The sequence below is a fragment of the Sodalis sp. C49 genome (assembly GCF_046352915.1).
Taxonomy (GTDB): Bacteria; Pseudomonadota; Gammaproteobacteria; order Enterobacterales; family Enterobacteriaceae; genus Acerihabitans.
The window spans coordinates 4,167,538-4,181,292 of record NZ_CP163303.1 but is presented as its reverse complement, the minus strand read 5'-3'; the positions used below and the strand labels follow the sequence as shown (position 1 = coordinate 4,181,292).

The 13,755-nt window shown below is 58.6% G+C and carries 14 protein-coding genes; 6 read left to right on the top strand and 8 right to left on the bottom strand.

Annotated elements, in window-relative coordinates; translation table 11 throughout:
• Position 1: 1 nt before the first annotated feature.
• Complete coding sequence (locus ABUK12_RS18715) at positions 2–607, bottom strand: LysE family translocator (RefSeq protein ID WP_410013250.1); 606 nt, start codon at positions 605–607, stop codon at positions 2–4.
• Between the two features lie 41 nt (positions 608–648).
• Positions 649–864, bottom strand: a complete 216-nt coding sequence (locus tag ABUK12_RS18710) for a DUF1127 domain-containing protein (protein WP_410013249.1) — start codon at positions 862–864, stop codon at positions 649–651.
• A gap of 176 nt (positions 865–1,040) precedes the next feature.
• Between ABUK12_RS18710 and ABUK12_RS18705 the strand changes: the two genes are divergently transcribed.
• Positions 1,041–2,465 carry a PLP-dependent aminotransferase family protein gene (locus ABUK12_RS18705; protein ID WP_410013248.1) on the top strand — a complete coding sequence of 475 codons (1,425 nt, stop codon included), beginning with the start codon at positions 1,041–1,043 and terminating at the stop codon, positions 2,463–2,465.
• 10 nt (positions 2,466–2,475) lie between these two features.
• On the opposite strand, the gene ABUK12_RS18700 is transcribed toward ABUK12_RS18705, so the two are convergent.
• Positions 2,476–3,759 (bottom strand): cytosine deaminase, encoded by a 1,284-nt coding sequence (locus tag ABUK12_RS18700; protein WP_410013247.1) that lies wholly within the window; start codon positions 3,757–3,759, stop codon positions 2,476–2,478.
• Between the two features lie 367 nt (positions 3,760–4,126).
• Here ABUK12_RS18700 and frlA point away from each other — a divergent pair, with 367 nt between their 5' ends.
• The 5 genes from frlA (at position 4,127) to ABUK12_RS18675 (ending at position 9,083) form a co-directional block, all read left to right on the top strand.
• Complete coding sequence (frlA, locus tag ABUK12_RS18695) at positions 4,127–5,479, top strand: fructoselysine/psicoselysine transporter FrlA (RefSeq protein WP_410013246.1); 1,353 nt, start codon at positions 4,127–4,129, stop codon at positions 5,477–5,479.
• Between the two features lie 45 nt (positions 5,480–5,524).
• Positions 5,525–6,547, top strand: a complete 1,023-nt coding sequence (frlB, locus tag ABUK12_RS18690; protein ID WP_410013245.1) for a fructoselysine 6-phosphate deglycase — start codon at positions 5,525–5,527, stop codon at positions 6,545–6,547.
• A 66-nt stretch (positions 6,548–6,613) separates the two neighbouring features.
• Positions 6,614–7,435, top strand: coding sequence for a fructoselysine 3-epimerase (gene frlC, locus ABUK12_RS18685; RefSeq protein ID WP_410013244.1), 822 nt, complete (start codon positions 6,614–6,616; stop codon positions 7,433–7,435).
• Positions 7,436–7,442: 7 nt separating this feature from the next.
• Positions 7,443–8,228, top strand: a complete 786-nt coding sequence (gene frlD / locus ABUK12_RS18680) for a fructoselysine 6-kinase (RefSeq protein WP_410013243.1) — start codon at positions 7,443–7,445, stop codon at positions 8,226–8,228.
• 114 nt (positions 8,229–8,342) lie between these two features.
• Positions 8,343–9,083, top strand: a complete 741-nt coding sequence (locus tag ABUK12_RS18675) for a GntR family transcriptional regulator (RefSeq protein ID WP_410013242.1) — start codon at positions 8,343–8,345, stop codon at positions 9,081–9,083.
• 40 nt (positions 9,084–9,123) lie between these two features.
• Here the strand turns inward: ABUK12_RS18675 and trpS are convergent, their stop codons facing one another.
• From trpS to ABUK12_RS18650, 5 genes are all read right to left on the bottom strand, one after another.
• Positions 9,124–10,128 carry a tryptophan--tRNA ligase gene (gene trpS, locus ABUK12_RS18670; RefSeq protein WP_410013241.1) on the bottom strand — a complete coding sequence of 335 codons (1,005 nt, stop codon included), beginning with the start codon at positions 10,126–10,128 and terminating at the stop codon, positions 9,124–9,126.
• Between the two features lies 1 nt (position 10,129).
• The gene (locus ABUK12_RS18665; RefSeq protein WP_410016710.1) at positions 10,130–10,828 is read right to left on the bottom strand and encodes a phosphoglycolate phosphatase; all 699 of its coding nucleotides are present in this window, start codon (positions 10,826–10,828) and stop codon (positions 10,130–10,132) included.
• Positions 10,821–11,552, bottom strand: a complete 732-nt coding sequence (gene rpe / locus ABUK12_RS18660; protein WP_410013240.1) for a ribulose-phosphate 3-epimerase — start codon at positions 11,550–11,552, stop codon at positions 10,821–10,823. The genes ABUK12_RS18665 and rpe overlap by 8 nt, the downstream gene beginning before the upstream one ends.
• Positions 11,553–11,574: 22 nt before the next feature.
• On the bottom strand, positions 11,575–12,414 hold the full coding sequence (gene dam, locus ABUK12_RS18655) for an adenine-specific DNA-methyltransferase (RefSeq protein ID WP_410013239.1): 840 nt from the start codon (positions 12,412–12,414) through the stop codon (positions 11,575–11,577).
• 83 nt (positions 12,415–12,497) lie between these two features.
• Positions 12,498–13,604: an SPOR domain-containing protein gene (locus ABUK12_RS18650; protein WP_410013238.1), complete on the bottom strand. Its 1,107-nt coding sequence runs from the start codon at positions 13,602–13,604 to the stop codon at positions 12,498–12,500.
• Positions 13,605–13,755 lie beyond the last annotated feature (151 nt).

Sequence of the window (13,755 nt, the reverse complement as noted above, 5' to 3'; positions counted from 1 at the left end):
ACTAGCGCACCAGCAGTGGATAGAGCGACAAGACCAGCGTCGCGGCCATCAGGCGATTGAACATCATCTGCCGGTGCGACTGGCCGAGCCTGTTTTTCAACATGCTGCCGAAGGCCGCCCAGGCGCTGACGCAGGGAGCGTTGATCAGGGTAAAAATCAGGGCGATCAGCACAATATCGCGAAAATGATATTGCAGCGGGGCATAGGCGGTGACGGCGCCTATCGCCATCAGCCAGGTTTTGGGATTCAGCCATTGAAAAACCACCGCGCCCCAGTAGCCCAACGGCACGGCCGCGCCGCTCAGGCCGCCCGACGGCGCCACGGCGTTGGCGATGCGCCACGCGAGATAGACCAGGTAACAGGCGCCGCTCACCCTGACCAGGGGAAACAGCATGGGATAGAGCTGGAACAACCGCTCCAGTCCCAGGCCGATGGCCAGTATCATCAAGCACAGCCCGCAGCTAACGCCGAAAATATGGGGCAAGGTACGGTAAAAACCGAAATTCACCCCGGAACTGGCCAACATGGCATTATTGGGTCCGGGGGTGATGGACGTGACAAACGCGTACAGGCAAAAGGCGCTTAGTTCGGCAATGGTATTGGTCATGGTTCATTCAGTCCTTGTGATAGAAATCCTTTATCAATAACTTATTTTTTTTCGTCCCGATACGCGACTTCGCTGCGTGAAAGTCCGATATCCTTCAGCTGATCGTCACTCAGGGCGCTTAAGATCAGGCGGTTGCGCCGCCGCCGCTGCCAGTCGGTGAACCGGTGGTAGAACGCAACCAGCGGATTCTGACCGACGGCGTGGCGCGGCTTTACGTCCAGGGGAAGGGTCCGGCCTATTTTTAACGTGTTTTTCATGATGGTTCCTCCTCGTCGGTTGATGGAACTATCATGCAACGGTATGCTGATACCGTACAGATTCAGAAATCCGGTATTTTCACCATACAAATAATAATAATCAGCGCTGTAATGCTTAGATTTCGTCCATTCTGTATTGCTTTTTACTTAGAAAATTTAACCTGTATGAGGGCGATATGACGCGTTATGACAACCTGGCCGGTATCATCGGCGAACGTATTGAGCAGGGGCTATATACCTGCGGTCAGCGGTTGCCCTCGGTGCGCGCCCTGAGCCTGGAGCATGAGGTAAGTATCAGCACCGTGCAACAGGCGTACCGGGTATTGGAGGAACGGCGGCTGATCGAGGCGCGGCCGAAATCAGGTTATTTTGTCAGCCAGCAGCATGAACCGGCCGCGCTGCCGGCCATGTGCCGCCCGGCGCAGCGGCCGGTGGAAATATCCCAATGGGATCTGGTGCTTAAGCTGCTGCGATCCGATCCGGTTGACGGCATGGTGCATCTGGGGCCGGGTATGCCGGATATCAGTTCGCCCACGTTAAGACCGCTGACCAGACAGTTAAGCCGCATCGCCCTGCATCCGGACCTACGCGGCATGACCTACGGCGATATCAGCGGCGCCCCGGCGCTGCGCGAGCAAATCGCCCGGCTGCTGGTGGACAGCGGTTGCCTGGCGCTGCCCGACGATATCATGATCACCACCGGCTGCCACGAGGCGCTGTCGATCGCCATTCACGCGTTATGCCAGCCCGGGGATATCGTGGCGGTGGATTCGCCCAGTTTCCATGGCGTGACCCAGACGCTGAAGGCCTTCGGCATCAAAGCGCTGGAAATCCCCACCGACCCGGTGACCGGCATCAGTCTTGACGCGCTGGAACTGGCGCTGGAACAATGGCCGATCAAGGCCATCCAGGTCACGCCCAATTGCAATAATCCACTGGGTTATATTATGCCGGACGCGTACAAGCAGGCGCTGCTGAATCTGGCGGCGCGCTACGATACGCCGATTATCGAGGACGATGTCTATGGCGATCTGGCCTACCGTTATCCGCGTCCGCACACCATTAAATCCTTTGACGACGACGGCCGCGTGCTGTTGTGCAGCTCATTTTCCAAAACCCTGGCGCCGGGCCTGCGGGTCGGCTGGATCGTGCCCGGCCGCTATATGGAAAAAGTGATTCATATGAAGTATATCGGCACCGGCGCCACCGCGTTGCAACCCCAGCTGGCGGTGGCCGAGTTTGTGCGCCAGGGCGATTACCAGAAGCATTTGCGGCGCATGCGCGCCCGCTACCAGCTTAACTGCGATATCATGACCGACTGGGTCAAGACCTATTTTCCGCCGGAGACCCGCGTCAGCCGGCCCCAGGGAGGATTTTTAATGTGGATCGAACTGCCGGAGCACTTTGATTCCCTCAGGCTGAACCGGCAGTTGGAAAAAGGGGGAATACAAATTGCCGTAGGACCGATTTTCTCGGCCTCCGGCAAATACCGCCATTGTTTTCGCCTCACCTACGCCACCCAGCTCACGGCGGAAATCGAGGCGGCGATCAAAAAAATCGGCGAGACGATTAAACGGCAGTTGGCCGACGTGACGGCTTGAACCAGCAGCGTCACCGCGTGAAATCGACCTTTTCCGCGGGGCCGTCGAGAAACAGCGTCGCCTGCGACGGCAGCGTCTGGGCAATCACCCTGCCCCGGCGGATCACGTAGCGCGGCGCGGTTTGCCGGCGCACCGCGTCAAAACCGTTTTCCGCCGGCAGGATCACCAGATTGGCGCTGTTGCCTTCCTGGATACCGTAATCATCAAGGTGCATAGCGCGGGCGCTGTTAACGGTAATCAGCTCCAGGCCCCGGTTAATTTGCTCATACCCCATCAGCTGGCAGATATGCAGGCCCATATGCAGCACCTGCAGCATATTGCCGGTACCGAGCGGATACCAGGGATCAAACACATCGTCGTGGCCGAAACAGACATTGATGCCCGCCGCCATCAGCTCCTTGACCCGCGTGACCCCCCGCCGTTTGGGATAATCGTCAAACCGGCCCTGCAAATGGATATTCACCAGCGGGTTGGCGACAAAATTGATGCCTGAAAGCTTCAGCAGCCGGAACAGGCGCGCGGTATAGGCGCCGTTATAGGAATGCATCGCCGTGGTATGGCTGGCGGTTACGCGCGCGCCCATGCCGTCGCGGTGCGCCAGCGCCGCGACGGTTTCCACGAAGCGCGACTGCTCATCGTCGATTTCATCGCAGTGCACGTCCACCAGCCGGTCGTATTTCAGCGCCAGGGCGAACGCTGTATGCAGCGACTCCACGCCGTACTCGCGGGTAAACTCGAAATGCGGGATAGCGCCCACCACATCGGCGCCCAGACGCAACGCCTCCTCCAGCAGTTCCCCGCCGCGCGGATAAGACAAAATGCCTTCCTGCGGAAACGCCACCAGTTGCAAGTCCACCCAGGGCGCCGCCTCGCGCTTGACCTCAAGCATCGCCCTGAGCGCCGTCAGCGTGGGATCGGAAACGTCGATATGGGTACGCACGTGTTGAATGCCGTTGGCAATTTGCCATTTAAGCGTTTGCCATGCGCGCCGTTTTACGTCCTCGTGGGTCAGCTGCGCTTTACGCTCCGCCCAGCGTTCAATGCCCTCGAACAGCGTGCCGGACTGGTTCCAGTGGGGGTCGCCGGCGGTCTGGGTGGTATCGAGATGAATATGCGGCTCGACAAAGGGCGGAATAACCAGGCCGCCTCCGGCGTCCAGCGTTCCCGGCGCCTCCCCGGCGTCGGCGGGCGGAGTCTCCGGCGCGGCGGTGATCCGCGCGAAACGCCCCTGCTCGACGCTAATGCGCCACAGGCCTTCCCGCTGGGGCAGGCGGGCATTGATGATGTATTGCAATGGACATTCCGGCACGGTTCACCTCGTTACAGGACGGGACGCAAGGATTCATCCGGCAAGCTTAACGCAACCGCCGTCCCTTGTCCGCAGCTTCCTGCGCCAAGCGGCCAGGCAACCCCCGCGCGCTTTCTTTGTATTCATTTCCGCATTTTGTGATCGGCGTAGCGAATCCAATTCATCATATGTTGTTATATTCATCATATGTCATCATACAGAGATGCGAAACGGAATCCATCCGCTGATGTATAAAAACCCTCAACCCAGCGAATGAAGACCCCGAAACTGCAATAGCAAAAAAAGCCTGGTGATGACCAAACGCCGTTATCCGTCGGCAAAAACCTCGCCCTACAACGAGAAGGTAATTTTTATGGACGTTAAAGAACTACAGAGGAAACTCGGCTTTTGGGCCGTGTTAGCCATTGCGGTAGGAACCACCGTCGGTTCGGGGATTTTCGTTTCCGTCGGCGAAGTGGCGAAAGCCGCAGGAACGCCGCTGCTGACCATTGCCGCCTTTATCATCGGCGGGCTGATCGTCATCCCGCAAATGTGCGTTTACGCCGAACTGTCCACCGCATACCCAGAAAACGGTGCGGACTATATTTACCTGAAAAAGGCCGGCAGCCGGCCGCTGGCGTTCTTATCAGGCTGGACGAGCTTCTGGGCTAACGATGCGCCCTCGCTTTCCATCATGGCCCTGGCCATTGTCAGCAACCTCAACTTTATCGTCCCCATTGACCCCCTGGCAGGCAAGGCGCTGGCCACCGCCCTGATCCTGCTTTTTATGCTGCTTCACCTGCGCTCGGTAGAGGGTGGGGCGACGTTTCAGACGCTTATTACTATCGCTAAAATCATTCCGTTCGCGATTGTCATCGGCCTGGGCATTTTTTATATTCGCGGCGAAAACCTTATCGCCGCACCGGAATCCTTGGGCGCGACGGCGGGCGTCGGCGCGGGCCTGATGGCGCTGCTGGCCGGCATTTCCGCCACCAGTTGGTCCTATACCGGCATGGCCTCGATTTGTTATATGACCGGCGAGATAAAGAATCCAGGGAAAACCATGCCCAGGGCGCTGATTGGCTCCTGCCTGCTGGTGCTGGTGATTTATTCACTGCTGGCGCTGGTGATAACCGGGCTGATGCCCTTCGACAAGCTGGCATCCTCCGGTACGCCGATTTCCGACGCCTTAACCTACCTGCCCTCCCTTGGCGCCGTCGCCGGCACATTTGTCGCTATCACTGCGGTTATCGTCATCCTGGGTTCGCTGTCGAGCTGCGTGATGTACCAGCCGCGACTGGAATATGCCATGGCCAGGGATAAGCTATTTTTCCAGTGTTTCGCCCATGTCCATCCCAAATACCAGACGCCGGATATCTCTATTATCCTGCAATGCGCGCTGGGTATCTTTTTTATCTATGTCTCCGATCTGACCAGCCTGCTTGGTTATTTCACGCTGGTGATGTGTTTTAAGAACACGCTGACCTTCGGTTCCATCATCTGGTGTCGCCGGCGCGCTGACTATAACCCGTTATGGCGCACCCCGGCATTTGGCCTGATGACATTTATCGCCCTGGCCTCAAGCATGATCCTGGTGGCCTCCACCTTTGTCTGGGCGCCGGTCCCCGGCCTGATCTGCGCGGTGATTGTCATCGCCACCGGGCTGCCCGCCTACGCCTTCTGGGAGCGGCGCAATAAGCGTATGTCGGCGTCCGACCCCCTTTAAACCGCGGTATTGACCGCCCGTTAAGTCCTGTCTGGAGAAAGCAGTATGTTAAATGTGGATAAAAGCACCGTGGATTTCCTGGTTACCGAGAATATGGTGCAGGAAGTAGAAAAAGTGTTGCGCGTCGACGTACCTAAAGCCAAAGCCATTGTTGACGAGATGATTGGCCGCGGCATCGATCGGCTTTATTTTGTCGCCTGCGGCTCCCCGCTGAACGCGGCGCAGACAGCCAAGCATCTGGTCGATCGTTTTTCCAGCCTGCAGTGTTTTGCCTATTCGGGCTGGGAATTTTGCGATAACACGCCGCAACGCCTGGACGCCAGGTGCGCTGTTATCGGCGTTTCCGATTACGGCAAGACGGAAGAGGTCATCCAGGCACTGGGCATCGCGCGCGGACGCGGCGCGCTAACCGCCGCCATCACCAAACGCGCCGATAGCCCCATTGCCAGCGCCGCGGATCATCTGATCGCCTATGAAGCCGACTGCATATGGGAAATCCATCTGCTGCTGTGCTACACCGTTGCGCTGGAGATGATCACCCGGCTGCAGCCTAACGAGGAAATCGACCATATAAGCCGCGATTTACGCAAACTGCCGCAGGCGCTGGGGCATCTGGTACGGACCTGGGAAGAAAAAGGACGGGCGCTGGGCGAACAGGCCGCGCCCTGGCCGTTGATTTATACCGTCGCCGCCGGTCCGCTGCGGCCGTTAGGCTACAAAGAAGGAATCGTCACGCTGATGGAATTTACCTGGACCCACGGCTCGGTAATCGAAAGCGGCGAATTTCCCCACGGTCCGCTGGAAATCGTCGAGCCCGGCGTGCCCTTCCTGTTCCTGTTGGGCAATGACGGCAGCCGCCATACCACAGAGCGCGCGATTCGTTTCGTCAGGCAACGCACCGATAACGTCATCGTGATCGACTATGCCGACATCTGCCAGAACATGCATCCCTGGCTGGCGCCGTTCCTGATGTTCGTGCCTATGGAATGGCTGTGTTATTACCTGGCCATCTACAAAGATCATCACCCGGACGAGCGCCGTTATTACGGTGGGCTGGTGGAATACTAACCGACGGATTATCGGGCGGCGCGCCGCCGCCCGTTGCTTTACCCTACAAAATAATAAGGACGAAATATGAAAACCGGTATGTTTACCTGCGGGCACCAGCGGTTGCCGCTGGAGCAGGCCTTTAAAGACGCCCATGAGTTAGGCTATGACGGTATCGAAATCTGGGGCGGACGCCCCCATGCGTTTGCCCCAGACCTGAAAGCGGGCGACATCCGCCAGGTCAAAGAGCTGGCGCGGGTTTACCAGCTGCCGATTATCGGTTATACGCCGGAAACCAATGCCTATCCCTATAACATGATGATTGGCAGCGAGCGTATGCGGCACGAAAGCCTGGATATGATCATGCTGGCGATGGACATGGCCCGGGAAATGGGGGCGGGTTTTACGCTTATCTCCGCCGCCCACGCCGGTTATCTCGCCACGCCCGCCGAAATCTGGCCGCGTTTGGTGGACAATTTGCGCGAGCTGTCGGCCTATGCGGAGAATATCGGTATCGATCTGCTGCTGGAACCGCTGACGCCTTACGAGTCGAACGTGGTGTGCAGCGCCAACGATGTGCTGCGGGTGCTGGAAGCGGTGCCGTCACCCCGGCTGCACGGCATGGTGGATATCTGCGCCCCCTTTGTCCAGGGTGAGCCAATTACCAGCTATTTCGATAAACTCGGCGAACGGCTGCGCCATGTGCATATCGTCGATAGCGACGGCGCCAGCGACAGCCACTATATACCCGGCGAAGGGAAAATCCCGTTGGCCCCTCTGATGCGCGAACTGACGGCACGGGGCTACGACGGCTATTGCACCCTAGAGCTGGTCACCCTGTATATGAACGAACCGCGGCTGTATGCCGCGCTGGCGCTGGACCGTTTCCAGGCGCTGATGGCCGGGTGAGGCACCGATGAAAACAATAATTACGCTTGGGGATAACTGCGTGGATGTTTACCCGGCGCTGCAGAAAGCCTTTCCCGGCGGCAACGCGGTAAACGTCGCAGTCTACGCCACGCGCTACGGTATGCGCCCCGCTTATATCGGCTGGGTGGGCAGCGACGACTATGGACAATTATTGCGCCGGGAACTGGCGGTTAAAGGCGTGGATATTTCCCATGTGCATGTCAGGCATGGCGTTACCGCGCAGACTTTCGTAACCGTAAATGATAACGAACGGGTGCTGGGCGATTATATCGAAGGCGTGATGGCCGATTTTGATCTGGACGAAGGCGATATCGGCTGGATACAACGGTTTGATCTGGTGCACGCCGGCATATGGGGACGGGTTGAACAGTATTATCCCCGGCTCCGGCGCAGCGGCAGGATACTCTCGTTTGATTTTGCCGATAAATGGGACAGCCCCCTGTGGCGAACGTTGCCCGCCGAGCTGGACTATGCCTTCGCTTCGGCAGACGATGATACCCCCGTCGTGCGTGACAGGCTGAAAAACATTGTTTGCGCCGGCGCGCGGACCGCCATCGCCACCCTGGGCGCCAACGGCAGCCTGGCCTTTGACGGCCGGCAATTTTACCGGCACGGCATCCTGCCCGTGAAGGTGGTGGACACGATGGGCGCCGGCGACGCTTTTATCGCCGGGTTCCTGTGCGCCGTCGCGCAGGAGGGGTCCATTGACGCAGCGATGCGCCAGGGCACGGAAAGCGCGGCGCTCACCATTCAATATCCGGGCGCCTGGTAGGCGATATACGGCATGCGCGGGCAGGGACGCCGGCGCATTAACACAGGCTGCTTGGTTCCGGCCGTCAAAACACCCTATAATCGCCCTATGTCGTTATTTTTGTAAGGTTGCTACATGCCGGGCCAGGAGCGCTATTCACACCAGTTACTGTATGCCACCGTCAGGCAACGTATCCTTGATGATATCGAGCAGGGCGTTTACCGCCCCAACCAGCAGATTCCCACCGAAAACGAGTTGTGCATACTCTATGACGTCAGCCGGATAACCATCCGCAAAGCTATTACCGATTTGGTAAAAGACGGCGTGCTGATCCGCTGGCAGGGTAAAGGCACCTTTGTGCAGAGCAAAAAAGTCGAAAACGAGTTGCTCACGGTAAGCGGATTTACCGATTTCGGCGTATTGCAGGGCAAGGAACCGCGCGAGGAGGTGGTGAAGCGTGAGCTTATCCCCGCAGGGGATTTCAGCAGCCGGCTGGAAATCGACGCCGACAGCCAAATTTTCAAATTGGTGCGAGTGATGTATCTGGAGGAGGAGCCGCTGTTTATCGACTACTCCTATATACCGCTGGCACGATATCCGCAGTTTGACCAACAGTACCTGCCGGGCACCTCCACCTACCATCTGCTGCAGGAGCGCTACCAAACCCAGGTGGTCAGCGATAAAAAAGTGATCGATATTTTTCACGCCACCAAAAGCGAAGCCCGGCGCCTGCAGTGCGAGCTGGGAGAACCACTGTTTCGCATCAGCAAGATTGCCTATGACCGGCAGGGGCGACCGGTGCATTGCTCGGACCTGTTCTGTCGCGCCAACCGCGTGCGCCTGACCATTGATAACCACCGCAAGGCCCAAGTCTAGCCAAGCGCCGCTGTTTTTAGCCGGCGCGAGCAATGCTCAACTACGGGCGGGCGACAAATCCCACGGCCTGGTACACCTGGCGCAGGGTCTGCTGCGCGCGCGCGCTCGCCTTGGCCGCGCCGTCGCGCATAATCTGGTTAAGCAGGGCATCATCCGCGCGAAAATGGCGATAACGCGCCTGCAGATCGGTGAGCATGCCGGACACGGCGTCCGCCACCGCCCCTTTCAGGTGGCCGTACATCTGGCCTTCGAATTCATGTTCCAGGGCAATAATGGATTTGCCGGTGACGCCCGCGAGGATATCGAGCAGGTTCGACACCCCGGGTTTGGCTACGGGGTCGTAGCGCACCACCGGCGGCTCTTCCGAATCGGTCAGGGCGCGTTTCAGTTTCTTCGCCGCCGATTTTGGATCTTCGAGCAGCGTAATCACGTTGTTGCGATTGTCATCCGACTTGGACATTTTTTTGCTCGGATCGAGCAGCGACATCACCCGGGCGCCGGATTTGGGAATAAAGGGGTCGGGCAAGGTAAAGATAGGCCCATAGAGCGCGTTAAAACGCTGGACGATATCCCGCGTCAGCTCCAGATGCTGCTTCTGATCGTCGCCCACCGGCACCTGGTTGGTCTGGTAGAGCAGGATATCAGCCGCCATCAGCACCGGATAATCGAACAGGCCGGCGTTAATGTTATCGGCGTAACGGGCCGATTTGTCCTTGAACTGGGTCATGCGGCTCAGCTCGCCGAAATAGGTGTAGCAGTTGAGCAGCCAGCCCAGCTGCGTGTGTTCCGGCACATGGGACTGCACAAAGATGGTGCTTTTTTCCGGGTCGATGCCGCAGGCCAGGTACATCGCCAGCAGGTCCAGGGTGGCGTTGCGTAGTTTCTGCGCATCCTGGCGCGCGGTGATGGCATGCAGATCGACGATGCAATAAATACAGTCGTAATCATCCTGCATGGTAACCCACTGACGCAGCGCACCCATATAATTGCCAATGGTCAATTCGCCTGAGGGCTGCGCGCCGCTGAATACGATGGGTTTACTCATTTTACGCTTCCTGATTATCTGTAGATGACAACCCAAGGATGGGCAGGAGATCGGCAAAACGGTCCAGGACATAATCCGGATGGCTCGTTTCGATCGTTTCGCCATAGTTATAACCGTACGTCATGCCGACGCAGGGGCAGCCGGCGGCTTTGGCCGCAATGATATCATTGCGCGAATCGCCGACAAACAGCAGTTCCTCAACGTAGAGTCCCAGTTTGCCCAATACCAGGTAGATGGGCGCCGGGTGCGGTTTTTTCGCCGCCACGTCATCCCCGCCGATCAGCAGCGAAAAATAGCTGTCGATACCCAGCGATGCCAGCAGCGGCGCGACAAAAGGCGTGGGTTTGTTGGTCACCACCGCCATGGGCAGGCCGTGGGCGGCCAGACGGGCCAGCGTGTCTTTTACCTGCGGGAACAGCCGGCTGCCCTGCTCAACGGTCTGGGCGTAAAACTGGTCGAACAGCACGCGCGTCTCGCGGCACAGCGCGGGTTCGGGCGAGGCGCCGGCCCAAATCAGGGCGCGTTCGACTAAAACGTCGGCGCCATTGCCTATCCAGGTGGAAATCAGCGTCTGCCCCGCGGGCGGAAGTCCCTGTGCCTGGAGAGCCTGATCGAGCGCGCTGCTGAGCCCCGGGGCGGTATCGGTTAAGGTGCCATCAAGGTCGAAGGCCAGTCCGCGGATGTTGCAAAGCTTACTCATGGCTGTTTTTTCGCTCAAGGCGGCTATCCCCGGGTCTGGTGTTATCCGGCTCAGGACGGCTGGCGCCCAGCTCGCGACGCATGGCGTCGATAATGGCCCGGTAGTCGGGATGGCCGAAGATCGCCGAGCCGGCGACAAACATATCCGCGCCGGCGGCGGCGATGGCGCCGATATTATCGACTTTGACGCCGCCATCCACTTCCAGGCGAATATCGCGACCGCTGTCGTCAATCAGCCGGCGCACCTGGCGCAGCTTGTCGAGAGTGCCGGGAATAAACGACTGGCCGCCGAAACCGGGATTAACCGACATCAGCAGGATAATATCGAGCTGGTCCATGACATAATCCAGGTAACTGAGCGGCGTTGCCGGGTTAAGCACCAGGCCGGCCTTGCAGCCGTGGGATTTGATCAGCTGCAGCGAGCGGTGGACATGTTCCGAGGCTTCGGGATGAAAAGTGATGTAACTGGCGCCTGCGGCGGCAAAATCGGGAATCAGGCGATCGACGGGCTTGACCATCAAATGGACGTCGATGGGGGCGGTGATGCCGAAGTCGCGCAGGGCCTTGAGAACCATCGGCCCCATGGTGAGGTTGGGTACGTAGTGGTTATCCATCACATCGAAGTGAACCACATCGCCGCCGGCGGCCAATACCCGGGCGGTGTCTTCGCCCAGACGGGCAAAATCCGCCGAAAGGATGGATGGGGCGATTAAAAAATTTTTCATCCGCGTCTCCAATCATTAATGGTCAGTCAATGGCGCCGGAGCGGTCAGCATAATCATACAGCGCCAGCAGCTCGTTCACCTTGATGCGGCCAAGGATATTGCGGCTGATGGTGCGCCGGCCTTTCACCACATGCAGCACCGCGTCGCAATACCACTCCCGCGTCAGCAGAGTGTCATGGTTGGAAATCAGTACCGGCACCTGCGCTTCGCTGGCCAGCCGGTAGGCTATCCGCGCCAGGTTCTGCTGCTCAAGGTTATTGAAACTATTCGTATGGTACGCCGTAAAATTGGCCGTGGTCGACAACGGCACATACGGCGGATCGCAGTACACCACAGATCCCGGCGCCGCTTTATGCAGGGTCTGCTGATAATGTTCACAGACAAAAACCGCCTGCTGGGCTTTCTCTGCAAACCAGTTGAGTTCGTTTTCCGGGAAATAGGGTTTTTTGTAGCGGCCGAAAGGCACGTTGAACTCGCCGCTCAGGTTATAACGGCACAGGCCGTTATAACAATGGCGATTGAGATAAAGAAACAGCACCGCCCGCCGATAAGCATCGGTACAGAGGTTAAATTCGCTGCGCAGCAGATAATACACCTGCGACGTATTGGTCTCGGCGTTAAACATCAGCCGGGCGTCGCCGATAAATTCACTGGTGCGTTCTTTGACGATGTTGTACAGATTGATGAGATCGCTATTGATATCAGCAAGGATGTACTTCTCGTAGTCGGTATTCAAAAATACCGACCCCGCGCCGACAAAGGGCTCGATCAGGCAATCCCCCGCGGGTAAATGGCGGCGGATATCTTCTATTAGCGGATATTTACCGCCAGCCCATTTCAAAAACGCGCGGTTCTTCTTCATGCCGTCGATTGTTACTCACACACTCTCAAGAGCCGCGGATTGTACTCTGTTTAGGACCCATACATCAGGTTAAATTCAGGAACTTATTTGTTTTGATCCTGCTTGACCTGGCCGATTTCCCTGGCCCACGGTTTTTTAGCCTGTATATCGGCCGGTAATTGCGCCACCGCGCTTTTGGCCTGGGCTGATGTCGGGTAGACCCCGCTCACCAGCACATACCAGGGCTTGCCGTCACGGCGGGTCTCATACACCCAATACTGGCCCAACTGCTGCTTCTTGGCATAGGCGTTAAGCGTAGTGGCCTGGGAAGCGCTGCTGATTTGCACGGTGTAATACCCCGCCGGGGCGGTTTGGATTGAACCACCGGCACTGGCGGGGGCGGCCGCGGCGGCTGGTGCCGACGTGGCTACCGGTGCCGCTGTAGCTGCCGGCGCGCGCTGCGCGGCGGCGGCGGGAGCGCGCGTGGCGGGTTCAATCACCATGGTATGGCGGGTGGGTGCTGCCGTGGGCTGCGGCGCGGCCACGGCCGGCGCACGCTGGACGGCGGCGGGCGCCTTGGCGTTATGCGTTGGCGCCGAATTTTTGGCGCTGGGGACCATGGCGGTCGTCTTCGGCGCTTTATGCGCGGCGGACGCGGGTTTGGTCGCCTTGGCGGCAGGTTCCCTGCCCGCCGGGGCCACCGTGGCCGGTGCGGTCGGCAGCGTCGAGGCCGGCTGGTCGCCGTTGACTTGCTGGGTCACGCCGTTAACCCGATCCCCTTGCTGTGACAGCGCGTCCGCCATATTGCCCGGCAGATCGATGCGGTGCTGCGGATTGCCGTCGGCTGACGGCGGCGCCTGGGTCGGCGCGGCGGCAACCGGCGGCGCGTTGAGCGTCTGCGGCTGCTGGGCGGTGCCGTTGCTGCCGTTCACCGTACCGGCGGTATTGCCGTTGCCGCCGTTCACGGTGCCGTTGGCCGCGGGCGTACTGCCTGGGCTATTGACGTCGGGGTTGGCGCTGTCCGGCACGGGTTTGAGATCGTTGGTCGCGGTATTTGCCGTACCGGGCAGTTCGATGCTCTTTTCCGCCACGTTCGGATTTTGCTGGTTAGCGTCCATCTGGGTAGGCGCCTTTAACGCCGAACCGATGGCAATAACCAATAGCAGCAGCACCAGGATGCCAATGCCTATCATCAGATGCTGTTTGGACATGGCCACTTTGGGAACTGATGGACCTTTCCGTTGACGGGGTGGGCGGCGATCGCTGCTATCGGGTCTCAGTTCGTCTTCCGACTTGAACTCATCCATCTAAAACTCTCCAACTGAGAGATAATTTCCGCACGGCCCGGGGGTCGTGGGGAGG